26 protein-coding genes, 1 other RNA gene and 1 riboswitch are annotated in these 26,867 nt (G+C 71.7%); of the genes, 6 read left to right on the top strand and 21 right to left on the bottom strand.

The window, feature by feature from the left end; translation table 11 throughout:
* Positions 1–113: 113 nt before the first annotated feature.
* The 3 genes from L2K70_RS04285 to L2K70_RS04275 form a co-directional block, all read right to left on the bottom strand.
* Positions 114–680: a C40 family peptidase gene (locus L2K70_RS04285; protein WP_236399518.1), complete on the bottom strand. Its 567-nt coding sequence runs from the start codon at positions 678–680 to the stop codon at positions 114–116.
* A 5-nt stretch (positions 681–685) separates the two neighbouring features.
* Positions 686–860: riboswitch (cyclic di-AMP (ydaO/yuaA leader) on the bottom strand.
* Between the two features lie 91 nt (positions 861–951).
* Positions 952–1,719: an SDR family NAD(P)-dependent oxidoreductase gene (locus tag L2K70_RS04280; RefSeq protein WP_236399514.1), complete on the bottom strand. Its 768-nt coding sequence runs from the start codon at positions 1,717–1,719 to the stop codon at positions 952–954.
* Between the two features lie 56 nt (positions 1,720–1,775).
* Positions 1,776–2,945, bottom strand: coding sequence for a hypothetical protein (locus tag L2K70_RS04275; protein ID WP_236399511.1), 1,170 nt, complete (start codon positions 2,943–2,945; stop codon positions 1,776–1,778).
* Positions 2,946–3,073: 128 nt separating this feature from the next.
* Here L2K70_RS04275 and L2K70_RS04270 point away from each other — a divergent pair, with 128 nt between their 5' ends.
* Positions 3,074–4,144 carry a phosphatase PAP2 family protein gene (locus L2K70_RS04270; RefSeq protein WP_236399509.1) on the top strand — a complete coding sequence of 357 codons (1,071 nt, stop codon included), beginning with the start codon at positions 3,074–3,076 and terminating at the stop codon, positions 4,142–4,144.
* A 52-nt stretch (positions 4,145–4,196) separates the two neighbouring features.
* Here L2K70_RS04270 and L2K70_RS04265 read toward each other — a convergent pair whose 3' ends face one another.
* The gene (locus L2K70_RS04265; protein ID WP_236399506.1) at positions 4,197–4,607 is read right to left on the bottom strand and encodes an HIT family protein; all 411 of its coding nucleotides are present in this window, start codon (positions 4,605–4,607) and stop codon (positions 4,197–4,199) included.
* A gap of 37 nt (positions 4,608–4,644) precedes the next feature.
* On the opposite strand from L2K70_RS04265, the gene L2K70_RS04260 reads away from it, so the two are divergent.
* The gene (locus L2K70_RS04260) at positions 4,645–5,511 is read left to right on the top strand and encodes a cobalamin-binding protein (RefSeq protein WP_236399503.1); all 867 of its coding nucleotides are present in this window, start codon (positions 4,645–4,647) and stop codon (positions 5,509–5,511) included.
* Here the strand turns inward: L2K70_RS04260 and L2K70_RS04255 are convergent.
* Entirely contained in the window at positions 5,508–6,044 is a 537-nt protein-coding gene (locus L2K70_RS04255) for a GNAT family N-acetyltransferase (protein WP_236399500.1), read from the bottom strand. The genes L2K70_RS04260 and L2K70_RS04255 overlap by 4 nt on opposite strands.
* A 74-nt stretch (positions 6,045–6,118) precedes the next feature.
* On the opposite strand from L2K70_RS04255, the gene L2K70_RS04250 reads away from it, so the two are divergent.
* Positions 6,119–6,541, top strand: a complete 423-nt coding sequence (locus tag L2K70_RS04250) for a cyclic nucleotide-binding domain-containing protein (protein WP_236399497.1) — start codon at positions 6,119–6,121, stop codon at positions 6,539–6,541.
* A 34-nt stretch (positions 6,542–6,575) separates the two neighbouring features.
* Here the strand turns inward: L2K70_RS04250 and L2K70_RS04245 are convergent, their stop codons facing one another.
* Together L2K70_RS04245 and L2K70_RS04240 are read right to left on the bottom strand one after the other, a co-directional pair.
* Positions 6,576–6,932 carry a GNAT family N-acetyltransferase gene (locus L2K70_RS04245; RefSeq protein ID WP_236399493.1) on the bottom strand — a complete coding sequence of 119 codons (357 nt, stop codon included), beginning with the start codon at positions 6,930–6,932 and terminating at the stop codon, positions 6,576–6,578.
* Positions 6,933–7,145: 213 nt separating this feature from the next.
* Positions 7,146–8,234, bottom strand: a complete 1,089-nt coding sequence (locus L2K70_RS04240; RefSeq protein ID WP_236399490.1) for an HNH endonuclease signature motif containing protein — start codon at positions 8,232–8,234, stop codon at positions 7,146–7,148.
* Between the two features lie 638 nt (positions 8,235–8,872).
* Between L2K70_RS04240 and L2K70_RS04235 the strand changes: the two genes are divergently transcribed.
* The gene (locus L2K70_RS04235) at positions 8,873–10,057 is read left to right on the top strand and encodes a glycoside hydrolase family 6 protein (protein ID WP_236399485.1); all 1,185 of its coding nucleotides are present in this window, start codon (positions 8,873–8,875) and stop codon (positions 10,055–10,057) included.
* Between the two features lie 74 nt (positions 10,058–10,131).
* Here L2K70_RS04235 and ssrA read toward each other — a convergent pair.
* From ssrA to ftsE, 13 genes are all read right to left on the bottom strand, one after another.
* Positions 10,132–10,502: a transfer-messenger RNA gene (ssrA, locus tag L2K70_RS04230) on the bottom strand.
* A gap of 70 nt (positions 10,503–10,572) precedes the next feature.
* Positions 10,573–12,336, bottom strand: a complete 1,764-nt coding sequence (locus L2K70_RS04225; RefSeq protein ID WP_236399480.1) for a hemolysin family protein — start codon at positions 12,334–12,336, stop codon at positions 10,573–10,575.
* Between the two features lie 32 nt (positions 12,337–12,368).
* A complete protein-coding gene (locus tag L2K70_RS04220) occupies positions 12,369–13,277 on the bottom strand; it encodes an ROK family protein (RefSeq protein WP_236399477.1) in 909 nt (302 codons plus the stop codon).
* A complete protein-coding gene (locus tag L2K70_RS04215; RefSeq protein WP_236399474.1) occupies positions 13,274–14,695 on the bottom strand; it encodes a glycoside hydrolase family 3 protein in 1,422 nt (473 codons plus the stop codon). The genes L2K70_RS04220 and L2K70_RS04215 overlap by 4 nt, the downstream gene beginning before the upstream one ends.
* Before the next feature lie 68 nt (positions 14,696–14,763).
* Positions 14,764–15,603 carry a carbohydrate ABC transporter permease gene (locus tag L2K70_RS04210; RefSeq protein ID WP_236399472.1) on the bottom strand — a complete coding sequence of 280 codons (840 nt, stop codon included), beginning with the start codon at positions 15,601–15,603 and terminating at the stop codon, positions 14,764–14,766.
* On the bottom strand, positions 15,600–16,508 hold the full coding sequence (locus L2K70_RS04205) for a carbohydrate ABC transporter permease (protein WP_236399469.1): 909 nt from the start codon (positions 16,506–16,508) through the stop codon (positions 15,600–15,602). Before L2K70_RS04205 ends, L2K70_RS04210 begins: the two co-directional genes overlap by 4 nt.
* Before the next feature lie 100 nt (positions 16,509–16,608).
* Positions 16,609–17,919, bottom strand: coding sequence for an extracellular solute-binding protein (locus L2K70_RS04200; protein WP_236399466.1), 1,311 nt, complete (start codon positions 17,917–17,919; stop codon positions 16,609–16,611).
* A gap of 35 nt (positions 17,920–17,954) precedes the next feature.
* Positions 17,955–19,088 carry an ROK family transcriptional regulator gene (locus tag L2K70_RS04195; RefSeq protein ID WP_236399463.1) on the bottom strand — a complete coding sequence of 378 codons (1,134 nt, stop codon included), beginning with the start codon at positions 19,086–19,088 and terminating at the stop codon, positions 17,955–17,957.
* A gap of 221 nt (positions 19,089–19,309) precedes the next feature.
* A complete protein-coding gene (locus L2K70_RS04190) occupies positions 19,310–20,185 on the bottom strand; it encodes an amidohydrolase family protein (protein ID WP_236399460.1) in 876 nt (291 codons plus the stop codon).
* Between the two features lie 4 nt (positions 20,186–20,189).
* Positions 20,190–20,669, bottom strand: coding sequence for an SsrA-binding protein SmpB (smpB, locus tag L2K70_RS04185; protein WP_236399457.1), 480 nt, complete (start codon positions 20,667–20,669; stop codon positions 20,190–20,192).
* Positions 20,670–20,714: 45 nt separating this feature from the next.
* Positions 20,715–21,944 (bottom strand): M23 family metallopeptidase, encoded by a 1,230-nt coding sequence (locus L2K70_RS04180; RefSeq protein WP_236399454.1) that lies wholly within the window; start codon positions 21,942–21,944, stop codon positions 20,715–20,717.
* A gap of 87 nt (positions 21,945–22,031) precedes the next feature.
* Positions 22,032–22,943, bottom strand: coding sequence for a permease-like cell division protein FtsX (gene ftsX, locus L2K70_RS04175; protein ID WP_236399451.1), 912 nt, complete (start codon positions 22,941–22,943; stop codon positions 22,032–22,034).
* Positions 22,944–23,036: 93 nt separating this feature from the next.
* Positions 23,037–23,726 carry a cell division ATP-binding protein FtsE gene (ftsE, locus tag L2K70_RS04170; protein ID WP_236399447.1) on the bottom strand — a complete coding sequence of 230 codons (690 nt, stop codon included), beginning with the start codon at positions 23,724–23,726 and terminating at the stop codon, positions 23,037–23,039.
* A 115-nt stretch (positions 23,727–23,841) separates the two neighbouring features.
* Here ftsE and L2K70_RS04165 point away from each other — a divergent pair, with 115 nt between their 5' ends.
* Both L2K70_RS04165 and L2K70_RS04160 read left to right on the top strand, forming a co-directional pair.
* Positions 23,842–24,348 (top strand): SigE family RNA polymerase sigma factor, encoded by a 507-nt coding sequence (locus L2K70_RS04165; protein ID WP_236399444.1) that lies wholly within the window; start codon positions 23,842–23,844, stop codon positions 24,346–24,348.
* Entirely contained in the window at positions 24,341–25,549 is a 1,209-nt protein-coding gene (locus L2K70_RS04160; protein ID WP_236399441.1) for a hypothetical protein, read from the top strand. Before L2K70_RS04165 ends, L2K70_RS04160 begins: the two co-directional genes overlap by 8 nt.
* Positions 25,550–25,608: 59 nt before the next feature.
* Here L2K70_RS04160 and prfB read toward each other — a convergent pair whose 3' ends face one another.
* Positions 25,609–26,724, bottom strand: a complete 1,116-nt coding sequence (prfB, locus tag L2K70_RS04155; protein WP_236399438.1) for a peptide chain release factor 2 — start codon at positions 26,722–26,724, stop codon at positions 25,609–25,611.
* Positions 26,725–26,867 lie beyond the last annotated feature (143 nt).

The following is a 26,867-nucleotide window of genomic DNA, read 5'->3' as shown; positions in this document are numbered from 1 at the left end:
GTCCGGGGGGGGGGGGGGGGGGGGCCGTTGCCGGGGGGGGGCCCCGCCCCCCCGGGGGGGGCCCCCCCCGCCACAGGGTAGGTCAGCAGGACCTGCCTACCAAGAAGGGCCTGTCACCGGCGCCGCAGCGTGCCGCCGAACCAGCTCGACGTCCACGGGACGGCCACCCGGACCCGCTGTCCGCTGCCCGGCGAGTGGACCATCACGGCGTGGCCGTGCGACCACTTGAGGAAGATCGCGGCGTGGTAGACGCCGCTGCCGCCGTAGAAGAACATCAGGTCACCGGCGCGCATGTCCTGCTTCGCGATGCGCCGGGCGAAGCCGGCCTGGGCGCCCGACGTCCGCGGGACCGGGAAGCCTGCGCGACGGAAGCTGTAGAACACCAGGCCCGAGCAGTCGAAGCGGTCCGGGCCGGCGGCGCCGTACGCGTAGGCGTCGCCGCGCTGGCGCATGGCGATGTCCTTCGCGGTGATCACCCGGGCCGCGACGCGCTGCGCCACCGTCCGGGTCCTCTGGGTGGTGCGGGTCGTGGTGGTGCGGGTCGTGGTGGTGCTGGTGCTGGTCTGCTGGGTGTCGCCGGTGGCGGCGGTGGCGGGCAGGGCGGTCAGCATCGAGGAGCTGAGGCCGAGTCCCGCGAGGGCGAGCGCGCAGGCTCGCGCCGTACGAGATGTCGCAGGCATGGAGCTGTTCCTTTCCCACGCCTGTGAGGTGAGCTGTCGGGCGAGGGCTGGAAAGTGCCCTGCCGCCGGTCCTCCCCGATGAGTGCCTGGCGGCTTTGCCCCGAGCCGACGCGGTCACGTCGGCAGTGGAACCTGTGGGTCCCCCACTCCTGCCCTCGAAGAACTCGGGGGTCGTCCCGGGCGGGCAGGACTCGGCGTTGTCCGGGACGGTGTGGTCGCTGACGACCGTCGAGGACGGTAGGCAGATCCCGGCCCGGAGTTCAAACCGAGGTCAGCCGAGCTTGCGCCCGCCGTCCACGTAGAGCGTCTGGCCTGTGACGAACGACGCATCGTCGCTGCACAGGAAGGCGGCCGCCGCGGCGATGTCCTCCGGCTGGCCCACGCGCCGCACGGGAGTGGCCTCGGCGTTGAGCCGCTGCAGCTCCTCGGGCTCCATCTTGAGCCGCCGCGCGGTGGCGTCGGTCATCTCCGTGACGATGAACCCGGGCGCGATCGCGTTGGCGGTGATGCCGAAGGGGCCGAGCTCGATGCCGAGCGTGCGGGTGAGCCCCTGGATGCCCATCTTCGCGGCGGAGTAGTTGGCCTGGCCGCGGTTGCCGAGCGCGGAGACGCTCGAGAGGTTGAGGATCTTGCCGTACTTCTGCTCGACGAAGCGCGACTGCGCGGCCTTGGTCATGTTGAAGACGCCCTTGAGGTGGACGCCCATCACGACGTCCCAGTCCTCCTCAGTCATCTTGAACAACAGGTTGTCGCGGGTGACGCCGGCGTTGTTGACGAGGATGTGGATCCCGCCGAGCTCGTCGACCACCCGCTGCACGGCGGCCTCGGCGGCGGCGGAGTCGACTACGTCGCAGCCGACACCGATCGCCCGTGCCCCGTCGGTCAGCTCGAGGCGGCCGGCGGCCTCCTGCGCGGCGGACTCGTCGAGGTCGAGGATCGCGATCGACGCGCCCTCGCTGGCGAAGCGGCGGGCGATGCCGAAGCCGATGCCTCGGGCTGCTCCGGTGATGACGGCGACACGACGGTCGAAACGACCCATCTCGGTACTCCTCGGCTCGGGCGACTGGTCCTCGGCGACCCTAGCCCTCGGGTCGGTCACCCGATCCACGACCTCACCTCGGCGGCCGCCAGCACCTCGCTCCAGGACTCCCGTCGGGGCAGCACGGTCAGGTGGGTCTCGTCCTTCGACACGGGGTCGAAGAGGCTGAGCACGCTGCGCGCACCCGGCGAGCCGCAGTCGTCGCCGATGTGCGCGATCACCAGGTCGTCGCCGCGCGTGCCGACCAGTGAGAGCGCGCCCCGGTCGCCCGGCACCCGGACGACCCGGACCTCGCCCGCGGCGCCCTGCCGGGTGAGGACCGCTCCCCCGCACCCGCCGAACGACTCGTAGTAGTCGCGTCCCTGGACCGTCCGCACGTCCCCGTCACTGAGGATCGGCGGCGCGTTCCGCGCCGTCCGGGTCGCGTGTCGGACGCCCAGCGGCACGGAGCTGCCGTCGAGGTCGACGCGCCTGAGCTGGCTGCCGCGACCCGCGCTGCACGTCGCGACGACGGAGTCCGCGTCGGCCCAGCGGACGGGGGTGCAGAAGCGGTCGACCTCGACGCGCCGGCTGGTGCGGCTCGCGAGGTCGCTGATCCACCAGCTCTTGGCGTCGGTGGTCACGAGGGTCTGGCCGTCGGCGGACGTGATCGCGGCGCCGTCACCCTGCGCCGGCAGCCACTCCTTCGAACCGTCCCAGGCGAGGACCCCCACGCGGCCGGCGCGGCGCGGGGTGCCGTACGTCGTCATCAGCACGCCCGACCCGTCCGGCGCCAGCCCCGTCGTGCTCGCTCGCTCCGGGGCCGGGACCTGTCGCGTCGCGCCGGTCGTGACGTCGTACGACACCAGCGTGTCGCCGTCGGGGCCGCGGGAGACGCGCAGCAGGGCCGTGTGCATCTCCGGGCGCCAGTCGCGCAGCACGAAGTCGCCGGGGAGCCAGCCCCGACGCTGCCGGACCGCCACGGTCCAGACCGGGTGCCTCGTCCCGTCGGCCGTGATCACCTCCAGCGAGCGCTCGAGCCCACGCGCGCCGGCCACGTCGAAGCGGCCGTGCGCCACGACCGCGAGCACCGAGTCGGGCCCGAGCTGGTCGGTCGCGACGGTGGCGGTCGTGGGCGCCGGCACCGTCGTGCGGGCGTGGTGGTCGGACGGGTGCGCGCCGGCCGGTGTGGCGAGGAGCGTGGCCCCGAGCAGGGCGATCAGCCCCGGGATGTGCAGGTGTCGCATGTGTCCCCCTTCGTCTGCCCCCGGGAGACGCGACAGGGGCCCGTTCGGTTGCCTCTCCTTTTGCAGACCTCGTGGAGGTCGCGCGAAGGAAGGTGCCAGGTCGGGCGGGGCGTCGCTACCGTGTGCCCATGGGTAGGGGGGAGTTCCGAGCGGCGGGAGTCGTCGCGGCGGCGATGGCCGTGGCAGCCGTGCTGGTCGCGTGGACCTACGGCCTGCCCCTGCGCGACCCCGACGGTGCGTCGATGCCGACGTGGTTCCGGCTGCCCGTGATCGTGGCGTCCGCGGTGGCGCTCGACGTCGTCGCGCGGTGGGTCATCCTGGCGCGTCGCACCGGGACCACCGACCGCCCGTCGCTGCGCGCGGTGGCCGTGGAGCGGTGGAACCGTGACCAGATCAGGTTCACGCTCAGCGGCCTGGTCACGTGGTACGTCGCCTACGTCGCGTTCCGCAACCTGAAGAGCTACGTCCCGTTCGTCACCGACGGGATCGACGACGCCGAGCTCAGGCGCCTCGACCGGCTGCTGTGGCTCGGCCACGACCCGGCCGTCGTCCTCCACGACGTGCTCGGCACCGGGGTGGCCAACTGGGTGATGGCCGCGGTCTACCTGATCTGGATCGGCCTCGTCCCGGCGAGCCTGGCGATCGCGCTGGTCTGGACCCGGCGCTCGCCCTACGGCGCGTGGTACGTCACCGCGGTGTCGGTCGACTGGATGCTCGGCGCCGCGATCTACTACCTGGTGCCGTCGATGGGGCCGACCTACACCTCGCCCGGGTGGTTCGACCAGCTGCCCCGCACCCCCAACACCGACGTGCGCGACCTCCTGCTGTCCGATCGCGTCGACGTGCTCGGCGGGCCGTGGGACACCCACGCGGTGCAGACGATCGCGGCGTTCGCCTCCCTGCACGTCGCGGTGATGGTGACGATCTGCCTGGTGGTGGAGGCGATGCGGCTGCCGAAGCTCGTCCGCGTCGCGGCGTGGACCTTCCTCGCGCTGACGATGGTCGCCACCATCTACCTCGGCTGGCACTTCTTCGTCGACGTCCTCGCCGGCACGGTGGTCGGCGTCGCGGCCGTCGTCATCGCCGCGATCGCGACCGGCAACCCCTTGCGCCGTCGCGACGAGCCGTGGACCTTCCGGGCCGCCCTGGGCGCCGTCGAGCGGCCCGACCGCGACGCGGTCGCGAGCCGGTCGGCCTGACCTCCCGGCAGGCTGGCGTCAGGCTCGTCGTCAGGTTCGACGTAGGTCGACGTCAGGAGAGTGCGGCGCGCAGCTGCTCGGCGTACGACGCCGCCTCGCCGTCGGCGTACTTCGTGCGCGGCCAGAAGAAGCCGCGCAGCCCGTCGCCCTTGGTGCGCGGCACGACGTGCAGGTGCAGGTGCGGCACCGACTGGCTCACGGTGTTGTTGATCGCGACGAACGAGCCCTGCGCGCCCAGCGCGTCCTTGACGGCCACGGCGATGCGCTGCGCGGCCTCGAGGAACGGGTCGCGCAGCGCGGCCGGCAGGTCGGGCAGGGTCTCGACGTGCGCGCGCGGTACCAGCAGCACGTGGCCCTTGAACACCGGCCGGGTGTCGAGGAACGCCACCAGGTCGTCGGTCTCCAGCACGAGCTCCGCGGGCAGCTCGCCGGCGACGATCTGGCAGAAGACGCAGGTGCTCATGGCACGACCCTCTCACCCGGGCCCCTAGGCTCGGCGCGTGCGCATCGTGTCCCTCATCCCGTCGGCGACCGAGATCCTCTTCGCGATCGGCGCGGGCGACGACGTGGTCGGGGTGACCTTCGAGTGCGACCACCCGGCCGAGGCACGCGAGCGACGCGTGGTGTCGACGTCGGCGATGCCCGAGGGACTGACGCCGAAGGAGATCGACGACTTCGTCGGGGCAGCGATGGCCGCGGGTGAGGACCTCTACCGCCTCGACGCCGGTGCCCTCGCCGAGCTCGACGCCGACCTGGTCGTGACCCAGGACCTCTGCGCCGTGTGCGCGATCGACGTCTCGACGGTCGACGACGCGCTGGCCCACCTCGGCTGCCGGGCCGACGTCGTGATCACCGACCCTCACACCCTCGACGACGTCCTGGCGTCGATCGCCGAGATCGGCGTTCGCACCCAGCGGGTGGACGAGGCCACCGCGCTCGTCGGGTCGCTGCGGGACAGGCTCGCGGCGGTCGAGGCGCGGGTCGCGAGCCGGCCGCGGCCGCGCGTGCTCGTGCTCGAGTGGACCGACCCGCCCTTCGCGCCCGGCCACTGGATCCCCGAGATGGTGACCCGCGCCGGTGGCGAGCCGACGATCGGGGTCGCCGGCAACCGGTCGAGCCGGATCAGCTGGGACGAGGCCGTCGCCTCTCGTCCCGATGTCGTCGTCTGCGCCCCTTGCGGTTTCGGCCTCGACGGCAGCACGCCGCTCGCCGAAGGAGTCCGTGACCGCTTCCCGGGTGTGCCGGTGTGGGCGGTGGACGCCGACGGCCACTTCGCGCGCCCCGGGCCGCGCCTGGTCGACGGCGTCGAGGTGCTGGCGGAGATCCTGCACCCCGAGGGCCGCCCGACCGCAGCCCGCCGGGTCTAGGTCTCGCGCTTGACGAGGACGTCGAACGGCCGCCCGTCCCGCGCTGCGGCGAACGACCCGACGTGCTCGAAGCCGAGCGACTCGACCGTACGACGGGCGCGCACGTTGAAGCCGGCGACCGTCACGCGAAAGGCGGCGGGCGCGAGCTGTTCCCGGCCGAAGTCCAGCCCGGCGGCGATCACCGCCCGACCCAGCCCGCGACCCGTCAGCGACGGCCGCAACCCACCACCGGTGTCGAGCGCCGAGTCGTCGTACGGCCACCCGGGGACCTGGCCGTCCGGTCCGAACGAGCGGAAGCCGATCAGCTCCTCGCCGGCCAGGACCGCGTGGAAGCCGGAAGCCGGGTCGAGCAGCTCGTCGGGGTCCGCGCCGGTCAGGTCGTAGACGTCGTACGGCGGCTCGTAGCCCCACGTCACCATGTCCTCGGCGTGGGCGCGCGTCAGTGGCGCGATGTGGAGGGACGCCATGTCGATCGGCAGCGCGGGCGACGGCACCTCCGCATCGTAGATCTTGACGAATTCTGCGGTCGTCACGCGCTCAGCACCGGAGGTACGCTCCGATCGGGTCGGAGGCGCGGGTCTCCGCTGTCCGATCGACGGAGGATCCCTTGAGCACGTCTGCACAACCCCTCGACGCCATCGCCGCGATCCCGATGTTCTCCGGGGTCGGCAAGCGCCAGCTCAAGCGCCTCGTCGACTCCGGCAGGGAGGTGCAGCACGAACCCGGCCGGGTCCTGGCCCAGGAGGGCATGGGAGCGCTCGCGTTCCACCTCGTGCTCGAGGGAACGCTCGAGGTGGTGCGGGGCGACGCCGTCCTGCGCGAGCTCGGTCCTGGCGACTACTTCGGCGAGATCAGCATGATCGACGGCAAGCCGCGCTCGTCCACCGTCCGCGCCGGGACCTCCGTCCGCACGCTGGCGATCCCGCACGCCGCCTTCGACAAGCTCCTCGACGACGAGCCCGCGGTCGCGCGTGCTCTGCTCGTCGAGCTCTGTGCGCGGCTCCGCGCGGCCGAGCAGCGCCAGAGCTGAATCTCCGCGGCAAGGGTCGGTCGGGCCGGCGACGTCACCGCGGCACCAGGTCGAGCTTGAAGCCCTCGTGCGAGGCGACGTAGCCGAGCCGGGAGTAGAAGCGGTGCGCGTCCGAGCGCGCCTTGTCGCTCGTCAGCTGGATCAGCGCGCACCCGCGACGCTCGGCCTCGTCCCGCGCCCAGAGCAGCAGCGCCCGCCCCAAGCCGCTGTTGCGCGCCTCGGGGTGCACCCGGACCCCTTCGACCTGGGCGCGCAGTGCTCCACGTCGCGCCAGCCCGGGGATGAAGCTGAGCTGGAGCGTGGCCACCACCCGCCCGCCGTCCTCGGCGACCACGAGGAGGTGGGCCGGGTCGGCGTCCACGGCCTGGAAGGCGCGGACATAGGGCCGCATCGCGTCGGGTCCGTCTCCTCCTCGCGCGCGAGACCGAGCGGGTCGTCGACGAGCAGCTCCACGATGCTGGGGACGTCGGCCAACACGGCACGTCGCAGCTCGACGGTGGAGCCGGCAGTGTGCAGGGTCGAGAGGACGGTCACACGTGCAGGCTGCCACACGCCGGGCGCACCTCGACCCCCCGACCGTTCGTCGTCAGGGGGTGGGGCGGGGTCATCGTCGGCGCGGCCGAGGGACACGGGGCGGGACGTCGTCGGGTCCGTCGATGGGGATGGTGCCGGTGCGGTCGCGGCGGTAGCGGTGGCCGTGGGGGCTGGTCCACTCGAAGACGCCGTTGCCGGTCATCTCATACCGCCACGCCGTGTGGGTCTTGAGGCGGTGGTGGTGCCGGCACAGGGGCGCGAGGTTCCAGGTGGCGGTGGGTCCTGGTTGTGGTCGGCCTCCTGCTTCGGCGTCGTGGTCGTACGCAACGACGTGGTCGAGGTCGCAGCGCCGGGCGGATCGGGTGCACCACGGGAACACGCAGGTCTGGTCGCGCAGGATGACGTGTTCGCGGATCCGGTCGGGGATGTCGTACCCGGGAGCGGACAGCTGGGCGTTGAGGTCGATGACGGGCTTGACGATGATCCTCGTGCGGGAGTCGCCGCACCACGACCGGGCCTGGTCGAGCAGCAGCAGCTTGTGGCGTTCCTCCATGCGGCCGGTGGGTCCGAACACGGTCCGCTCACCGACGGTCGAGGCGTTGAAGTGGACATGAAGAACTAGTTCTCGAGCGGCCGAGAGGTCAGTTCCTTCGGTGGTTGAGGTGCGAGCGGAGCGAGCCTCGAAACCACCACCCATTCCCATGGCGAGGTCGAGGTCGAGGTCGAGGTCGAGGGCGGTCTGGGTGCGGGCGAGGTCGCCCAGGGCTTTCGCCCGGCGCACGTCCAGTGAGTCGGTGGATCCGAGGGCTTTCTGCTCGGCAGCCCTGTGCTTGAGGACGTGGTCCAGGTCAAGGGAGTCGGCGATCCCGAGCTCTGCTTCCCACCGCATGGTGCCGGCGAAGTGCACGTCGCCGTCGTGCAAGGTCACGTGGCGTGGATCGACATGGAGGTAGCCGTCCACGGGATCGGCGGCCGCGTCCGGTGTCGCGAGGTCGAAGCGCTTGATCGTCTCGGCGACCAGCCGGTCGAGCTGCGCGGCACCGATGCGTCCGGCAACTGCGGCGACCTGGCCGTCGACGTGCGCGGCTGCCTCACGGGTCAGCGAGGGTGTCGAGTGGATCGTGGTCTCGGCGACAAGCCGGGCCCGCCACGCCGGCACGCGGCCGGTGTGCACTTGTACCCACAGTCGTGGGAGGCCGTGGCGCAGCTCGAGGGCGTGACCGATGAGCTTCTTCGCCGCCGTGGTGGAGATGCGAGGACCGTGCCGAGCTCCGCGACACAGAACTCCGCCACCAACGGACAGCCGTCGCCGGCGATGGGTTCCTCGTGCTCGGTGCCGCGGACCTCGAACGCGGCAGCAGCATGGATGGTCTCGGGTGGGTGGAGGTCGGCCCACCGTGCGGCGAGGTCGAGGAGGTCCGCAGCTGCGCGGTCCTCGGCAGTCTTGCGATCGCGGATTAGCGCGAGCAGGTCGGAGGCGGTGAGGGCGTCTGCCTTACCCGCTCCGGGTCCTGCCAGCGTATCGATCATGTGTTCGATTTTAGATGAGCGCACCGACAGTCTGGTCGGTCGTCAACAGGGTGGTTTCGAGGCTCGCTGCGCTCGCACCTCAACCACCGAGATCAGGTCGACGGGTCTCGTGACGCGACTTCGTCGCTCCTCGACCAGCGGTGGTGGTCGCGGGTCTCGTGACACGACTTCGTTGCTGCTCGACCAGCGGCTGCGCGGGTGACCGAGCGGTGAGAAATCGGGAAAAGCCCACGCGCCTGGACCGGGCTAGCCCACCATGTGCGGACCATGGTCCTCGCCCCGCTCGCCCGCATCCTCGTCGCCGCTGTCCTGGTGGCGGCGCCGCTGGGCGTGCCCGCGTCCAGCAGCGGCGTACCGGAGACGACGGCCCGGAGCCACGCGTCGCAGCGGGCGGCAGAGGCCCTCCCCGTCTGGCTCGCGCCCGTCGCGCCCCACGCCGAGAACCCGACGAACCCCCTGGCCGGGCGGCTGTGGGGTGTCTACCGGGGACCGCAGGACCAGGTGTGGCGGCCGTTCACCCGCTCGTCCGGGAGCAAGCGCGAGGCACTGGCAATGATCGCCGACCGCCCGCGCACGAAGTGGTACGGCTCGTTCGTGCCAGACCGCTCCATCCGCTCGACCGTGACCAGCTACCTCCGCTCGGCGCAGGCGGGCAACCCCGAGACCCTCGCCCAGGTCGCGGTCTTCCGGATGAAGCCGTGGGAGGCCGAGGCGTGCCGGCGGCCGACGACCCCGGCCGAAGCCGCGAGCTATCGCACCTGGATCTCCGAGCTCGCCGCCGGCATCGGCAGCGCGCACACGCTCGTGGTGATGCAGCCCGACGGACCGTTCCTGCTCTGCGCGCCGGACCGCGCCGCCAAGTCGGAGCTGCTCACGTGGGCGACCCAGACGCTGAGCGCGCTCCCGAACACCAGCGTCTACATCGACGCGGGCGCAGCCGACTGGTGCCAGGGCGGCACTGCCCAAGAGTCGTACCGCTGTGCCGAGATCCTCGAGCTCGCCGGGATCCAGTACGCCCGGGGCTTCGCGCTCGACTCCACCCACTACAACGGCCCGGTCGAGAACATCGACCGCGGCAAGGAGATCGTCGACCTGCTGCAGGCGGCGGGCTACGGCGAGAAGCACTTCATCATCGACACGGCCAAGTCCGGACGCCCGACCGCGTGGCGCGACATGATCCCCGCCACGAAGAAGGACCTGCGCAACAACGCCCGCACCTGCACCACCCGCGCCATGACGCGCTGCGTCACCCTGGGCATCCCGCCGACGCCGCGTCCGGCCGACCCCCAGTGGGGCCTGCCGGAGCCGCAGCGCACCGTCGCGGCGCAGTACGTCGACGGGTTCGTGTGGTTCGGCCGGCCGTGGCTCTACAACCAGGCGGACCCCTTCGTGGCCAGCCGGGCGCTCGACATGGCTCGCAGCACGCCGTGGTCCGACACCGGTCCGCGCTGATCGAGGCCACCGACCCCGAGACGCACGACAGCCGCCCGGACGGACGTCCGGGCGGCTGTCGTGAAGAGGGCTGCGCGTGGAGCTGCGGGGAATCGAACCCCGGTCCTCGAGCGTCGATCCAGGTCTTCTCCGGGTGCAGTCGGTGATGTCGCTTTTCTCGGCCCCGGCGCTCGCACAGACACGTCGCCGACAGGCCCAGTCAGGATTGAGTCCCGGTCACCCCTCCTGACAGAGAGTGACCAGCAAGTCTCCTAGATGAGGCCTGGGTCCGGGACGGAGACGGATGCCCGGTCAGACCCTTCGATCACTGCTCAGGCAGCGAGAGCGAAGTCGTTGCGCTCAGAGTTGGCAACTATGGTTTTCCAGCGAACGTTTACGAGATGACGCTGGCTTCTCGACCCGCTTCCCCTGGAACTAACGTCCCAAGTCGAAACCGATCAGCCCCTCTTGTGTTGTCAAGCAGACCCGAGCCTGCATGGCCCAGTCTACGGGTGACAACCACCCCGCGACGACCGCTATTCCTCACGCTCGTCCCGACGCAGCGGCTCGGAGCGCCAGTCCTCGCCGTCGAGGCGCCACAGCTCCTCGTCCGCACCGACCCGTACGCCGCGCGGGAGCGGGTACTGGTCGAGCTCCAGGCCGAGGGACCTGACGGCCTCGGCGTACTCCCGCCACGCTCCTCGGTACCGCTCGGTGGCCCGCGCCTTGTCCTCGTCGGTCGCGTCCTTCGGGGTCACCATCCCCTCCGGCGGCGGCTCCACGTCGGAGCGCTCGACCTGCCCGTCGGGCGTGATCGCGAACAGCCGCTCGTTGGTCATCCTGTTGCCCGCGCGGACGAGCAGCGTCCCGTCGTCGCGCCAGCGGAACCGTACGGTCCAGCCGTTCCCGAGCAGGTGCCCGGGCTGCTGGGCAGCCGCCGCCTCGTCGGGCAGGGTCAGCCCCCAGGCGGCGAAGTAGGCGGCGAATGCGTGCTGCTGCGCGGTGGTGCCGTCCTCACCGGCACCGGCCACGGGTGCCGTGACGGGGTCATGTAGCCGGACGCGCGTGATGCGATGACCCTCGACCACCGCCACCTCGAGCGGCCGGTCACCCACGAGGACCGTGTCGCCGGTGTCGGCCATCCTGGCCAGCTTGTGCAGGACGTAGCCCGCGACCGTCTCGTAGGGGCCGTCCTCGAGCTCGACGCCCGTGCGCTCGGCGAACTCCTCGATGGTCAGTCCGGCGTCGACAGTCTCCTGGTCGGCGGCCGCCGCGACCTCGGCGTCGGTGTCGTACTCGTCGTGGATCTCGCCGACGAGCTCCTCCATGAGGTCCTCGAGCGTCACGATGCCGTCGGTGCCGCCGTACTCGTCGACGACGAGCGCGATGTGCGCGCCGAGGCTGCGGAGCTGGTCGATCGACGGCAGCACCCGGTTGGTGCGCGGGAGGACGGGGAGGTCGCGGGTGATGTCGGCGACGGTGCGCGTCTCGTCGTCGGCGTGGCCGAGCACGTCGCGCAGGTGGAGGTAGCCGAGCACCTCGTCGAACGACTCCCCCGTGACCGGGTAGCGCGTGTAGGGCTGCTCGACGATGATCGCAACCGCGGCGGCGAGGGTGAGGTCGCCGCGCAGGAAGACGACGTCGCCGCGCGGCTTCATCACCTCGCTGATCGACCGGTCGCCGGCCTCGAAGACCTCGTCGACGAGCCTGCGCTCACCTTCGGGGATGTCCTCGTGGCCGGAGATCATCATCCGGAGCTCCTCCTCGTCGACCTCGTCACCAGCGGCGTCGGGGTTGCCGCCGAGCAGGCGGACGAGGAGGTTGGTGGAGAGCGAGAGCAGCCAGATGACCGGCGTCATCACCCGCGCGAAGCCGCCCAGCGGCGGCGCGAAGAGCTTGGCCACGCCCACCGAGCGCTGCAGCGCGAGCCGCTTGGGCACGAGCTCGCCGAGCACGAGGGAGAGGTACGACACCACCAGCGTGACCACGACGAGGGACACCGTGTCGGGCGCGGGGGTGCCGAGCGCCTCGAAGGCCGGCTCGAACGACGGCGCGAGCGTCGACGCGCCGAAGGCAGCGGAGAAGAAGCCGGCGACGGTGACGCCGATCTGCACCGCGGACAGGAAGCGGTTGGGGTCGCGCGCGAGCGAGGCGACGGCATGGCCCCGTCCGCCCTCGCTGTCGAGGCGGTCCACCTGGCCGGTGCGCAGCGACACCAGGGCGATCTCGGTCGCAGCGAACACACCTCCGACGAGGATGAACGCGAGGACGAGCAGGACGTCGATCCAGGTACCGGACACGGCGACAACCTATCGATCAGACGGTCATGCCCTCAGCCAGCGGCGACGAGCGCGGCCCCGACCGCGGCGACCGGGTGGTGCAGCGGCACCATGCTGAGCCGGTCGGCCAGGCCGAGGGAGGCGAGGAAGGGCGAACCCTCCCCCAGCGCCCGCAGCTGGCGCACGACCTGCTCGTGGAGCGGCGCGCCGACCTCGCTGACGCCCCCGCCGAGCACGATGCGCTCGGGGTCGATCGTGAGGCAGAGCGCGCGGACCGCGCTCGCCACCCCCCAGCAGAAGCGGTCGCGGACCGCGACGGCCTCGACGTCCCCGGCGGCGGCCGCGGCGAAGAGGTCGGCGGCGGGCGGGCCGTCGGGCGTGGGCCAGGCCTCGGCCAGCGCCCGCCCGGAGGCGATGGTCTCGAGGCAGCCGACCTGGCCGCAGCCGCACGTCGTGCCGCCCGGATCGACGGGCAGGTGGCCGATCTCGCCGGCCGCCCCGTGCTCGCCGCGGCGCAGCCGCCCGTCGAGCACGAGACCCGCGGCCAGCCCGGTGCCGACGCTGAGGTAGACCACGTCGTTCGCGTCCACCAGCGCCCGGGCCGCGAGCGCCGCCGCGTTGACGTCGTTCTCCAGCACGACGGGCACGCCGAGCCGTGCGGCGAGCAGGTCGCGCAGCGGCAGGTCGTCGCCGTTCACGTCGAGGTTGACGGCGTGGCGCACCATGCCGCGCTCGACGTCGACGAGCCCGGGCACGCCCACGCCCACCGGCCCGGCGAGCCGCGCACCGACCTCACCGGCGAGCGCGTCGAACACCCGCGCCGCCGTGTCGACGACCCCGTCCGCGCCGGGACGGGTGGACTCCCGCACCTGCGCGAGGATCGACCCGTCGTCACCCAGCACGACGCCGTGCGTCTTGGTGCCACCGATGTCGAGACCGACCGCCAGCGTCCCTGCGGTCACCGTGCCCACCCAGCCTCTCGCAACAGCTCCGTCACCGCGGCCACGCCCGGGGCGGACGAGCCGTGGGTGCTGATCCTCGCAAGGCCCACGTCGTACGGCGCCGCCCAGCCCCACTCGACGACGACCGCCGCCCGACCGTCGGCCGCGATCGAGCGCAGCAGGTCGAGGACCTCGGGGCGGCGGTGGGCGTCGCGCACCTGCACCACCAGGGGTACGCCGTCGGCGACCGCGCCGCGCAGCCCGTCCGTCGACGGGTCGACCCGGTGGTCGGGCTCGATCCCCCACGCGACCGCTCCGACCGCGATGTTGGCGACCGTCTCGACACTGACCACGAGGGCGCCGGTGAGGTCGGGCAGGTCGCCGTCGACCACCAGCGCGGACGCCACAGCCTCGACCTGGCGACCGTGGTCGGGCGCGGACCGCTCGGCGCCGCCGACGCCCATCGAGCGCACCCGGTCTCCTGCCCGGGTGAGGCGGTCGGTGGTCAGCCGGCCCTCCTCGACTGCTCGGACGATCGCACCGGCGACGTCCTCGACGAGGGAGGCGGGCTTGTCGGGGCCGAGGCAGAGCAGGTCGCACCCGGCGACCAGCGCGCGCACGGCGGACTCGGGCACGCCGGTCGCGGCAGAGGCTCCGGCCATGTCGAGCGCGTCGCTGACGATCACCCCCTCGAAGTCGAGCACCTCGCGCAGCATCGCGAGCACCACCGGGCTGTGGGTCGCGGGACGGTCCGGGTCCAGGGCAGGTACGACGATGTGCGAGGTCATCACGGCCGCGGTCCCCGCCTCGACCGCGGCGTCGAACGGCACCAGCTCGCGACCCGCGAGCGTGTCGGCGTCGACGTCGATCCGCGGCAGCGCGAGGTGGCTGTCGGTGGCCGTGTCCCCGTGACCCGGGAAGTGCTTGGCGCAGGCCGCGACGCCCGTGGACTGCAGCCCCCGGGTCCAGGCAGCGACGTGGGCCGCGGCACGCTCGGCGACGGGTCCGAAGCTGCGGGTGCCGATGACGGGGTTGTCGGGGTCGCTGTTGACGTCGGCGTCGGGCGCGAGGTCGAGGGTGACGCCGACGGCGGCGAGCTCCGTACCGACCCACCGGCCGACCTGCTCGGTGAGCGTGAGGTCGTCCACCGCACCGAGCGCCGCCGCGCCCAGCACCGGACTCGGCTCGCGCGTGTGCAGCCGGCTGACGTCGCCGCCCTCCTCGTCCACGGCGATCACTGCGTGCGGGTTGGCCTCCCTGATGGCCCTGCTCAGCGCGGCGAGCGCCTCCGGGCCGTCGGCGGTGTTGCTGCCGAAGTAGCACACCCCGCCGAGGCCCGCCTCGAGCAGCGCGCGGTAGTCGTCGGGCAGCGTCGTGCCGGCGAAGCCGGGCAGCAGCACCTGCAGCGCGAGGCCGCGGACGTCGGTTCCCTCGATCATCGGTTCTTCGGGGTCCCCGCGGCGTTGTTCGGGGGAGCGCAGCGGAGGAGAAGAACGTCGTGGGGTGTTCATCCCTTGACGGCTCCCGTGGTGAGGCCGCTGACCATCCGCCCCTGCACGACGAGGAAGAAGATGATCACGGGCACGGCGATGAGGGTGGAGCCCGCCATGATGCCGCCCCAGTCGGTGCCGCGGTTGACGTCGGTGAAGGTCGAGAGCCAGAGCGGCAGGGTGCGCTGGTCCTCACGGGTCATCACGACCAGCGCGAGGGTGAACTCGTTCCAGGCCTGGATGAACCCGAAGACGCCGGTCGCCACCAGGCCGGGGGCCAGCAGGGGCAGCGTCACCCGGAAGAACGCCTGCACGCGGGAGCAGCCGTCGATCATCGCCGCCTCCTCCAGCTCGTAGGGGACCCCCGCGACGAAGCCGCGCAGCGTCCAGATGGTGAAGGGCAGCACGTTGGCGACGTACACGAGCGTCAGGCCGAGCACGGTGTTGAGCAGCTCGGCCGCCTCGAGCATCTTGTACTGGGAGATGAAGAGGCCCTCGACCGGGATCATCTGGATCACCAGCAGGGCCACGACGAACGACATCCGTCCGCGGAACCGGAAGCGCGACACCGCCACCGCGGCGACGAACGCGAAGGCCAGCGCGACGACGATCGTCAGGCCGGTCACCATCAGGCTGACCCGCAGCGCGTTGACGAACTGGTCGGTCGCGAAGACGGTGCGGAAGTTGTCGAGGTCCCCGCCGAACGGCACCCAGGTCGGCACCGGGTTGCGGATCTCGTTGCGGTCGAGGAACGAGCTGTTGACCATCCAGTAGACGGGGAACGCCGCGAGGAGGAAGACGACCACTCCGACGACGTTGGCGCTCGCCCGCACCGCGGCTGGTGCCTGGCGGCTCATGTGTCTGCCTCCTGCTTGAGCATCGTGCGGACGTAGGGCGCGGTGAGCACGACGGTGAGCGCGAGCATGAACATCGCCACTGCAGCGGACATCCCGAACTCACCGCCGCCGATGCCGAGCCGGTAGATGTAGGTGCCGAGCAGGTTGGTGTCACGCGCGCTGCCGCCGCCCTGCTGCAGCACGAATACCTGCGTGAAGACGCGCAGGTCCCAGATGACCTGCAGGAGCCCGACGACCAGCAGCACCGGACGGATCGTCGGCAGCACGACGTGGCGGAACCGCGAGCGGGCGCCCGCGCCGTCCATCTCGGCGGCCTCCAGCAGCTCCTCCGGCAGCTGCGTCAGCGCGGCGTAGACCGTGAACGCGACGAAGGGCACGCTCATCCACACCACGATGACGGTCGCGACGAAGAAGAAGGACAGCGGCCGCAGCAGCCAGGGGTGGCCGGCGTAGTCGAGCCCGAGCTGGGTGAGCAGGTAGTTGACGACGCCGTACTGCGTGTCGAAGAGCCACTGCCACACCGTCAGCGAGGCGACCACCGGCATCGCCCAGGCGAGCAGCAGCCCGGTCTGCACGAGCAGCCGTACGCCGCGCGCCATGTGGCGCATCAGCAGCGCGAGCCCGACGCCGAGGACCATCGTGACCGCGGCGTTGACGAGGCAGAACACGATCGAGCGCGCGGTGACGCGCCAGAGGTAGGCGTCGCCCAGGAGGTCGCGGTAGTTCTGCAGGCCGACCCACTCGGGCGGGCGGCCGAACTGCTGGGCGAGGCCGGAGTCCTGGAAGGACAGCACGACCTGCCGTACGAGCGGGTACCCCAGGGCCAGCGCGAGGGCGAGCGTGGCGGGCAGCACGAGGGCGTACGGCAGCGGGGTGCTGCGGCCGCGACGGGCACTCTCACTCATGCGCTTCCTCCTCCACGGCTCGGGACGGTCTGATTCTGGACTGCGGACAGGCAGCGGCGGGGGCAGCGACTCACGCCGCCCCCGCCGATCCTGCTGTGTGTCAGCCGTTGAGCTGGCTGCCCATCTGCTCGTCCGCCTTGGCCGCGAGCTCCTTCACGTCGCCGCCCTGGGCGATCGCGCTGAAGAGGTCCTCCAGGACGCGCGAGCCCTCGACGTTGGCCCAGCCGGGCGCGGCCGGGGTGAGCTTGGCGTTGGACGCGGCCTCCTGGGTCGCGGCGGCGTACTCGTCGTCACCGAGCAGCGACGCCAGCGACGTGCGAGCCGGCGTGAGCCCGGCGTCGGCCATCATCGTCTGGTAGTCGTCGCTCAGCATCAGCGCGACAGCCTTCTCGGCGAGGTCTTGGTGGGCGGACTTCGCGGCGATCGCGATGTCCGAGCCGCCGAGCAGGACCGGGGCGGGCGAGCCGTCCGGGCCGGGCATCGCGAAGACGCCGACCTGCTTGGCGAAGCCGTCCGGGCAACCGGTCTCGGGGTCCTCGAGCAGGCCCTTGACCCAGCCGGGGGTCGACATCATCCCGACCTCGCCCGCGCAGAACGGGGTCCACGGGTCGGCCTCGTTGCCGTCCTTGGGCGCACCCGACGCCTCGGTGAACAGCTCCTGCGCGGTCTCCAGGCCCTGGATGGACTCCGGAGAGGACAGGGCACCCGTCCACTCGCCGCCGTCGTCCGTGGCCAGGTCGCCGCCAGCGGCCCAGACGAACGCGGCACCGTTGCGCCAGTCCTGGCCAGGGAACCAGAACCCGGAGAAGTTCGCCGGCTTCGGGTTCTCCTCCTTCAGCGTGATCGCCGCCTGCACGAACTCGTCGAGCGTGGTCGGCACCTCGAGGCCCGCCTTCTTGAAGAGGTCCTTGCGGTAGAAGATGTACTTCGAGCCGGCGTAGTAGGGGACGGCGTACGTCTCCCCGTCGACCGTGGCGCCCTCGACGAAGCCGGGCAGCAGGTCGTCGCCGCCGAGGTCGCCGAGCTCGTCGGTGAGCGGCGCGAACGCCCCGGCGGAGGTGAAGGTCGGCGCCTGCGTGTTGCCGATCTCGACCACGTCGGGGGTCTCGGACTCGCTCGACAGCGCAGTCGTGAGCTTCTCGACCAGGCCGTCCCACTCCTGCTGCTCGATCGTCAGCGTGGAGCCGGGGTTCTGGTCCTCGAAGGTCGTCTTGAGCCAGTCGCGGGCCTCCTGCGGGGTGTCCGTGCCGTTGAGCCAGACGCGGATGTCGGCCGACTCGGGACCGCCACCCCCGCCGCCCGACCCGGAGCCGCCGTCGTCGTCGGAGCCGCAGGCGGCGAGCGTGGTCAGCGCGAGCGCCGCGACGGCCACACCGGTCAGTGACTTCCATTGGTACTTCCTGCTGCGCACCACAGTGTTCCTCTCATCGGTGGGTGTCAGGGCGCTCACGAGACGCCCAGCTCTCCGGCGAGCACGAGCACGGCCGCTCCCACGACCACGACGTCCTCGCCGAGCTTGGAGGTGCGGACGGCCAGCCCCGTGGAGCTGATCGGCATCGTCCGCTCGCGGATGGTCCGGTCCGTCGCGTCGAGCAGCGGTCCGTCGAGCAGCTCCGCGGGGCCGCTCAGCACGATCTCGTGCAGGTTGAGGGCAGCGACGATGGGCGCGAGCACCTCACCGAGCCGTCGCCCGACATCGGCCAGGGCGGCGGGCGCGTCCACGCCGGGAGCGGCGACCGTACGACGCAACCGTGGGGCCGCCAGCACCGTCTCGAGGCAGCCCGTGCGGGAGCACGCGCAGCGCTCGCCCTCGGGGTCGACCACGACGTGCCCGATCTCACCGGCGGCACCGAGGTGGCCGTGGAGGAGCGAGCCGCCGAGGACGAAGCCGGCGCCGACACCGGTGCCGACCCGCAGCACCATCAGGCCGCCGTCGCCGGACTCGCCGAAGGTGTGCTCGCCGAGGACCGCCGTGTTGGCGTCGTTGGCCACGAAGACCGGGAGGTGGAGCGCCGCGGCGAGCCGCGCTGCGAGCGGGGTGTCGCTCCAGGCCAGGTTGGGGGCGTCGATGACGGTGCCCGAGGTGTCGACGACCCCGGGGCTGCCGACGCCGATGCCGAGCACCGGCCGGTCCGTCATCGCGAGGAGGTCGGCGGCGAGGCGGAGCACCAGCTCGACGGCCCGCTCCCCCTCCGCACCGTCGACGTGGACCTCGTGGCGGGCCAGGACGGTGCCGGCGAGGTTGACCACCGCGCCGGACATCCGGTCCGTCTCGGACAGGTCGAGCCCGATGATGTGGTGCGAGTCGGCGGCGAGGCCGACGAGCATCGGCGGCTTGCCCACGCGCGTGACCTCCGGCGCGCCGAGCTCGGTGACCAGCCCCTCGGCGACCATCTCGCCGACGAGGTCGGACACCGTGACGCGGGTCAGGCCGCTCGCCCGGGCCAGGTCGGCCCGGCTCGCCGGACCGTCGCGGAACAGCTGCTGGAGCAGCAGCGAGCGGTGGTGGCGGCGGGCGTCCTCCTGGAGGAGCTTGCCCTGTGGACGCAGTGGGCGGCCGACCGGTGTGTGCGGTGTCACATTAGTTAGTTCACCGCACTTACTTATCGCTCGTCAAGAGCCTGAGCGTGCGATCTCGTGGTGGTCCAGTCCGCCGGGCGGTGGTGGAGCTACATTGAACGAGCCGCGAATGTGGGTGGATCACCGCCCACCGGCGCGTCGGCGTACGGCACGCCCGGGAGCGGTGGCACAGCCACATTTCACGAGTCGCGAATGTGGCTGGACCACCGCCAGGCGGTCGATCAGCCGAGGAGGGCGCGGGTGTTGTCCCAGCAGACGGCGCGCAGCCACTCCTCCCCCAGGTCGAGCCGCACGAGGGCGTCCAGCTGCTCGGAGTAGTCGTACGGGATGTTCGGGAAGTCACTGCCGAGGTGCACCTTGCCGGCCAGGCCGAGGTCGCGCAGCCGCGGGAGCAGCGCGGGCGGGTAGGCGCCGCCCATCTCGTCGAAGAACGGGGTGAACGCCATCGTCGTGTCGAGCGCGACCCGCTCGAAGCCCTCCGCCAGCGCCAGGAACTCGGCGTACTCCGGCGCACCCGCGTGGGCGATGACGAGCCGCAGTCGCGGGTGCCGCCGGAGCAGCGCTGCGACCGGCTCCGGGCCGGTGTGCTCGGTCGGGACAGGACCGCTGCCGGCGTGCAGCACGACCGGCGTGCCCGCCTCGGCGACGACGCCCCACGCCTCGTCGAGCAGCGGGTCGGTGACGTCGAAGGCACCGACCTGCACGTGCACCTTCCACACCTCGACCGGCCGGGACGAGGCCGTGCGCGAGGTGACGTACGACGTCACACCGGGCTCGGGGAAGAACGTGCCGCACACCGCCGCCTCGGGCACCCGCGCTGCGAAGTCCGCGGCCCAGTCGTTGAGGAACTCGGCCATGTCGGGGCGGTGCGCGTAGGGCAGCGCGGTGAAGCGGCGCACGCCGAACGAGCGCAGCGTCTCGACCAGGACGTCGTCCTCGTCGCGGTAGCGCAGCGGCCACGGGCGACCGATGAGCGGCCCGGCCGCGTCGAACTGGCCGCGCACCTTGGCCATCACCCGCGGCGGCAGGAAGTGGGTGTGGATGTCCTGCAGGCCGGGCAGGCCGAGGTCTCGGGCAAACGCGACCGGGTCCGTCACGCGATCAGTCCCGGTGCCCCTTCAGGCGTCGCTGCACCGCCTCGACCTTCTCGCGGTTGGCCGTCCGCTCGGCGAGCGTGTGGCGCTTGTCGTAGGACTTCTTGCCCTTGGCCAGCGCGATCTCGACCTTCGCCCGGCCGTCCTTGAAGTAGAGGGCGAGCGGCACGATCGTGTAGCCCTTGTCGGTGATCTTGCGCTCGATCTTGTCGATCTCGGAGCGGTTGAGCAGGAGCTTGCGACGGCGCCGGGCGGCGTGGTTGGTCCAGGTGCCCTGGCTGTACTCGGGAATGTGGACGCCGAGCAGCCAGGCCTCACCGTTGTCGATCTCGGCGAACCCGTCGACGAGAGAGGCGCGACCCATGCGCAGGGACTTGACCTCGGTCCCCATCAGCACGAGGCCGGCCTCCCACGTGTCCTCGATGTGGTAGTCGTGGCGCGCCTTCTTGTTCTGCGCGACCATCTTCTGGCCCTGCTCCTTCGCCATGGGTCCATTCTCCCAGAGCGTGTCCAACCGGTTGCGGGCGCGCAGTCAGAAGTACGGCATCGGGTCGACGGCGACGCCGTTGGCCATCACCGTGAAGTGCAGGTGGCAGCCCGTCGACCAGCCGGTGTCGCCTTCGTAGCCGAGGACCTGGCCCTCGTCGACGTGGTCGCCGACGCTGACGGTGTAGCTGCTGGCGTGGTTGTAGATGGTCGCGACGCCCTTGCCGCCGAGCAGGCCGTGGTCGACGACCAGCCGGTTGCCGTAGACGGCGCTCCAGTACGACGCGATCACCTTGCCGGGCGCGGCCGCGTGCAGCGGCGTACCGCAGCCGCCACCGAAGTCGACGCCGTCGTGCAGGCCCCAGTAGTGGTAGATCGGGTGCTCGCGGTAGCCGAACGGCGAGGTGACGTAGCCGTCGACGGGGTGGATCAGGAGGCCGGTCGACGGGGCGTTGGCCTGGGCGCGGGCCTGCGCGCGGGCCCTGGCCCGGGCCGCGGCCGCGCGCTTGCGCAGCAGCGCCTCGATCCGGTCCTGCTGCTTCAGGTGCTTCTTGAGCTTCACCAGGTCCTTGGCCCGCGCCTTGCGCGCGTCGGCCCGGGCGTCGCGCCGCTCGATGACGAGGGCGACGACGGAGTCCTTGGCGGCCTGCTGCTCGGTCTCGAGCTGCTGCATGAGCTGGAGGTGCTCGGCGGCGGCCTCGCGCTGGTCGGCCACGTCGTCGCGCGCGTCGGCGACCTGCTCCTCGGTCACCTCCAGGAGCACCTCGGCGGCCTTGAGCTGGTCGTAGGCCCGCGCTTCCTGCCCGACGATGACGTCCCGCACGCCGCTGCGGCGGGTGAGGTCCTCGGTGGAGACGGCGTCGAGGAGCGAGGAGAAGGCGATCAGGTCGGGGTCGCCCTCGGAGTACATGTCGGCGACGGTGGACGCGACCTTCTCGCGCTGGGCGTCGCGGTCGGCCTGGCCCTGCTGGAGGGCGGCCTCCGCCTGCGCGAGGTCGGCCTCGGCCTGCGCGAGCTCGGCCTGCATCTCCTCGTCGCGCTGGCGGGCCACCTCGACCTTGCCGCGCGCGGTCGCGAGCCGGGTCTTGGCGACGTCGAGCTGCTGGTGGGCGGACTCGAGGCGGGCGACGGCCTTGCGCAGCTGGGAGCTCGACGCGTCTAGGTCCTCCCGGGCGCCCTTGATCTGCTTCTCGACCTGGTGCTTCTTGTCCTTGAGGTCGTCGGCGTGGGCCGCGGGGACGCCCAGTGCCATGGCCACGACGAGTGCTGCGGCCATGCGCTGCTGAGCGGTACGGGGGAAGGAACGCACCGGGGAAGCCATTTCGTTCGGGGAAGAGAACGATCAGACGCTAACCCCCGGTGATCAGACTTTGAGGTATTTGCGCGTCAACACGAGTGTCGGGAGGAGGGTCAGCAGCGGACCGAGGACCGCGACCGTCAGCAGGGCGAGCCGGAACTCCTCCCAGCCGATCCACGGGATGAACTTCAGCGTGTCGTCGCCACGGCCCTCGATGCCGAACTGCTGGACCGCCGCGAGCGCTCCCCCTGCCAGCACCACGCCGATGATCGCGGTCACCAGCGCCTCGAGGAGGAACGGCAGCGCGATGTAGAGCGTGGAGGCACCGACCAGCCGCATGATGCCGATCTCCTTGCGGCGCGCGAAGGCCGCGAGCCGGATGGTGTTGGCGACCAGCAGGAGGGCGGCGACTACCAGCACGGCGGCCGTCACCAGCGCGACCCACTGCAGCATGCTCAGCGCGCCGAGGATCGGCGCGATCACCTTGCGCATGTCCTGCACGCGCGAGACGCCGTCGAGGCCCTGCACCGCGCTGGTGATCCCCTCGAACTGCTCGGGGTCGTCCAGCGTGATCCAGATCGTCTGCGGCATGTCCTCGGCGGTGATGGCCGGGTTGTCTCCGGAGAACAGCTCTTCGCCGTAGAGCTCCTTGGCCTTCTCGAGCGCGGTCTCGCTGGACTCGAAGTGGTAGTCGGCCACCTCGGGGTTGTCCTTGACGACGGTCTCGATCTCGGCCTTCTGCGCGTCGGTCACGGCGCTCGGGCAGACCGGGTTGCTGTCGCCGTTGCGGCACAGGAAGACCGTGATCTGTAGCTGGTTGCCCCACTGCTCGGCCGCCTTGGTGGCCTGCTGCTGGAACAGCACGCCCATGCCGACGAGGGTGAGCGAGACGAACAGCGTCAGGATCACCGCGAGGTGCATGGACAGGTTGCGTCGCAGGCCCTGGCCGAGCTCGGTGTAGACGTAACGAAGCTGCATGGAGGAGAGGCTCTCGATCTGTTGCGGGGGGTTCTCGGGGGTGTCCGGGGCGGACCTGCGTCACACCTGTGTCAGACCTGCGTCAGACCCGCGTCAGACCTGGTGGCCGTAGACGCCCTGGGCCTGGTCGCGGACGACGTGACCGTTGTCGAGCTCGATGACGCGCTTGCGCATCTGGTCGACGATGCTCGAGTCGTGGGTCGCCATCACCACGGTGGTGCCGGTGCGGTTGATCCGGTCGAGCAGCTTCATGATGCCGACCGACGTCGTCGGGTCCAGGTTCCCGGTGGGCTCGTCGGCGATGAGGATCATCGGGCGGTTCACGAAGGCGCGGGCCACGGCGACGCGCTGCTGCTCGCCGCCGGAGAGCTCGTCGGGCATCCGGTCGCCCTTGCCGGTGAGGCCCACCAGCTCGAGCGTCTCGGGGACGACGTCCTTGATCTCCTTGCGCGACTTGCCGATGACCTGGAGCGCGAAGGCGACGTTCTCGGTGACCGTCTTGTTGGGCAGCAGGCGGAAGTCCTGGAAGACCGTGCCGATGTCGCGGCGCAGCCGCGGGACCTTCCAGCTCGCGAGCCGGTTGATCTCCTTGCCGGCGACGTAGACCCGGCCCTGGGTGGGGCGGTACTCCCGCAGCACCAGGCGCAGGAAGGTCGACTTGCCGGACCCCGACGAGCCCACGAGGAAGACGAACTCCCCCTTCTCCACGTCGACGGAGATGTTGTCGAGCGCCGGGTGGGGGTGGCCGGGATAGGTCTTCGTGACCTTCTCGAAGCGAATCACGCATCGAGGCTACGTGAGGGGTGCACGGGATCCCGAAACGCAATGGCGAGGCGTGCAACCGCGTCAGCAGGCCCGGCGTGTTGGGTGGTGACAGCGACACGACGAGGGGATCTGCATGCGTGACGGGGCCGAGGACGAGTTCGCGGAGTTCTACTCCGCGACGTGGCCGAGGACGCTGGCGGTGGTGTACGCCCTCAGCGGCGACCGCGGCACCGCCGAGGAGGTCGCCCAGGAGGCCTACGTGAAGGCGTGGTCCCACTGGGGCCGGGTCGCGCGCTACGACCGCCCGGACGCGTGGGTACGACAGGTCGCCACCCGGCTCGCGGTGAGCAGGTGGCGCCGGACGAAGGTCGCCTCCGCGTGGTTCGCCCGCAACCGCCAGGAGCAGGTGGTCGACCCACCGGACGAGACGACCACCGCCCTCGTCCGGGCGCTGCAGCAGATCCCGGAGGCCCAGCGCCGCGCGATCGTGCTGCACCACCTCGCCGACCTCCCGGTCGACGAGGTCGCCCGGATCGAGCACTGCCCGTCGGGCACCGTGAAGGCCCGCCTCTCCCGCGGCCGCGCCGCCCTCGCCCTCCTCCTTGCCGACGAGCCGAACGGAGCTCCCACCCATGTCTGACGTCGACCAGCTCGACCGCGCGTTCGAGGCGCTCGCCCGCGACCTCGCCCACACCCACGGCCCCGGCGCCGCCGCAGCGATGGCCACCGCCCGCGCCCGACGTCGTACGAAGGTGGGTGCGGTCGCCCTCGCCACGCTCGTCGTCGTGGGTGGCGGGCTCGCCGTGCCCCGGATGCTGTTCCCGGCGGACGGGGTGGCCGCCAACGGTGGCTCGGCCCGTCTCGACGCGGCCGCGCTCGAGCAGGCCACCGAGGGCTGGCTCGACGGCTGGGACCTGGAGGCACGCATGGGCGGCAGCTTCGACCGGCCGGGGTGCGACGCCCTCGACGCGACACCGCTGTCGACCCAGACCGGGACCACCGTCCTCTTCATCGACGACTCGAGCGCCGCCATCAGGATCAACGGCTTCCCCGACGGGGACGACGTCGGTCGCTCGTGGGACGACCAGGTCGCCGACATCTCCGCGTGCGAGCGCCTCGGCACCCCTGCTCGAGTACCGGTCGACGGCACCACCGTCATGCACTGGAGGGTCGACCTGGACGACGACGGCGCCAGGACGACAGACGTCTGGCTCGCCAAGGACGGCCTCCGCACGGGCCTGCTCGAGCTGGTGACTCCCGCACGACCGGCGCCGGACGCCTCGGTGCGAGGTGTCGCCGAGGCGCTCCTCGCCGGGGTGCGCGACGGCTGGACGGAGTCAGGGATGCAGCAGACCACGCCACGCCCCCTCGACGTCGGCCGCCTGCCGGAGTGGAAGGACGTCGACCTCGAAGGCGCGTTCGACGGCTGGCGCTCGCCCACCAAGCGCGCCGCCACGACCGCACCCAACCTGCTGTGCCTCGACGACCACCTCGACGGGAGCACCGCCGGCACGGCTGCGGGCGGATCCCCGTGGGGGCTGTCCTACCGGATCGCCGGGTACCTCGACCCGGCCGAGGCGACGGCCGACGTCGAGGTGATCCTCGACCAGCTCCGCGCGTGCGACTCCAGCGACGTGCGGCTACGGACGCTGCCCAACGGCGTGCACGTGGCGACGTACGACACCGGAGGACCCGAGCCCTACAACGCACTGTGGATCGCGGCCGAGGGAGACCGTGCCGGGCTGGTCGCAGTGGAGCGGGCGGACCGGGCCCTGCCCGCCGACGTCCCGCAGGACGTGGCCGACGCACTGCTGCAGATCCTGCGCAAGCCCTGGGAGTAGGCCGCTCAGGACGTCATGGGAATCCCGCGTGCGAACGCGGGATCCTTCATGACGTCCGCTCAGGCGTCGACCTTCTCCGCGCCCCGGCGCCAGCGGATGCCGGCCTCCATGAAGTCGTCGAGGTCGCCGTCGAAGACGGCGCTGGGGTTGCCGGACTCGTGGCCGGTCCGCAGGTCCTTGACGATCTGGTAGGGGTTGAGCACGTAGTTGCGCATCTGGTCGCCCCAGCTCGCGGCGACGTCGCCCTTGAGGTCCTTCTTGAGCGCAGCCTCCTCGGCCTTCTTCTTCGCGAGGAGCTTGGCCTTGAGCACGACCATCGCGGACGCCTTGTTCTGCAGCTGCGACTTCTCGTTCTGGCAGGACACGACGATGCCGGTGGGGATGTGCGTGAGCCGGACGGCGGAGTCGGTGGTGTTGACCGACTGGCCGCCGGGACCGCCCGAGCGGAAGACGTCGACGCGGACGTCGTTCTCGTCGACCTCGATCTCGTCGGTCTGCTCGAGCACGGGCACCACCTCGACGGCGGCGAACGACGTCTGGCGACGGCCCTGGTTGTCGAACGGGCTGATCCGCACCAGGCGGTGCGTGCCGGCCTCGACCGACAGGGTGCCGTAGGCGTAGGGCGCGTGGATGGCGAACTCAGCGGACTTGATGCCCGCCTCCTCGGCGTAGGACACGTCGTAGACCTCGACGCCGTACTTGTGCTGCTCGGCCCAGCGCGTGTACATCCGCATCAGCATCTCGGCGAAGTCGGCGGCGTCGACGCCACCGGCGCCCGAGCGGATCGTCACGATCGCCTCGCGCTCGTCGTACTCACCGGAGAGCAGGGTGCGGATCTCGAGCGACTCGACGGACTTCTTGATCCGGCCGAGCTCGGCCTCGGTGTCGGCGAGGGTGTCGGCGTCGCCCTCCTCCTGCGCCATCTCGACCATCAGCTCGAGGTCCTCGATGCGGGACTCCAGGCTGGTGTAGCGGTCGAGCTCGCCCTGGAGCGCGGACAGTCGGCCGGTGATGCGGGTGGCGCTCTCGACGTCGTCCCAGAGGTCCGGCGCGGCGACCTGCTCGCCGAGGTCGGCGATCTCGCCGCGCATCCGGTCGAGGTTGAGCACCTGGCCGACCGTCTTCATGGTCGCCTGGAGCTGCTTGATCTCTGCGTCGTAGTCGATGCCTGCCACGAGAGCCAACCCTACGGCTCGCCCGTGAGGAGTGTCGAAAGCGAGCAGCGGGGGGGGGGGGGGGGGGGGGGGGGGGGGGGGGGGGGGGGGGGGGCGCGCGGGGGGGGGGGGGGGGGGGGGGGGGGGGGGGGGGGAGCGGGGGC

This window comes from Nocardioides potassii, from assembly GCF_021648885.1.
Taxonomy (GTDB): Bacteria; Actinomycetota; Actinomycetes; order Propionibacteriales; family Nocardioidaceae; genus Nocardioides; species Nocardioides potassii.
The sequence above is the reverse complement of the archived record's forward strand: the minus strand, read 5'-3'. Positions and strand labels throughout refer to the sequence as shown.

Excerpts from the sequence above, each read along its gene's own strand:
- L2K70_RS04285 (WP_236399518.1), bottom strand. The coding sequence starts at position 680 with ATGCCTGCGACATCTCGTACGGCGCGAGCCTGCGCGCTCGCCCTCGCG.
- L2K70_RS04280 (WP_236399514.1), bottom strand. The coding sequence starts at position 1,719 with ATGGGTCGTTTCGACCGTCGTGTCGCCGTCATCACCGGAGCAGCCCGA.
- L2K70_RS04275 (WP_236399511.1), bottom strand. The coding sequence starts at position 2,945 with ATGCGACACCTGCACATCCCGGGGCTGATCGCCCTGCTCGGGGCCACG.
- L2K70_RS04270 (WP_236399509.1), top strand. The coding sequence starts at position 3,074 with ATGGGTAGGGGGGAGTTCCGAGCGGCGGGAGTCGTCGCGGCGGCGATG.
- L2K70_RS04265 (WP_236399506.1), bottom strand. The coding sequence starts at position 4,607 with ATGAGCACCTGCGTCTTCTGCCAGATCGTCGCCGGCGAGCTGCCCGCG.
- L2K70_RS04245 (WP_236399493.1), bottom strand. The coding sequence starts at position 6,932 with ATGCGGCCCTATGTCCGCGCCTTCCAGGCCGTGGACGCCGACCCGGCC.
- L2K70_RS04235 (WP_236399485.1), top strand. The coding sequence starts at position 8,873 with ATGGTCCTCGCCCCGCTCGCCCGCATCCTCGTCGCCGCTGTCCTGGTG.
- L2K70_RS04215 (WP_236399474.1), bottom strand. The coding sequence starts at position 14,695 with ATGATCGAGGGAACCGACGTCCGCGGCCTCGCGCTGCAGGTGCTGCTG.
- L2K70_RS04210 (WP_236399472.1), bottom strand. The coding sequence starts at position 15,603 with ATGAGCCGCCAGGCACCAGCCGCGGTGCGGGCGAGCGCCAACGTCGTC.
- L2K70_RS04205 (WP_236399469.1), bottom strand. The coding sequence starts at position 16,508 with ATGAGTGAGAGTGCCCGTCGCGGCCGCAGCACCCCGCTGCCGTACGCC.
- smpB (WP_236399457.1), bottom strand. The coding sequence starts at position 20,669 with ATGGCGAAGGAGCAGGGCCAGAAGATGGTCGCGCAGAACAAGAAGGCG.
- L2K70_RS04180 (WP_236399454.1), bottom strand. The coding sequence starts at position 21,944 with ATGGCCGCAGCACTCGTCGTGGCCATGGCACTGGGCGTCCCCGCGGCC.
- ftsX (WP_236399451.1), bottom strand. The coding sequence starts at position 22,943 with ATGCAGCTTCGTTACGTCTACACCGAGCTCGGCCAGGGCCTGCGACGC.
- L2K70_RS04165 (WP_236399444.1), top strand. The coding sequence starts at position 23,842 with ATGCGTGACGGGGCCGAGGACGAGTTCGCGGAGTTCTACTCCGCGACG.
- L2K70_RS04160 (WP_236399441.1), top strand. The coding sequence starts at position 24,341 with ATGTCTGACGTCGACCAGCTCGACCGCGCGTTCGAGGCGCTCGCCCGC.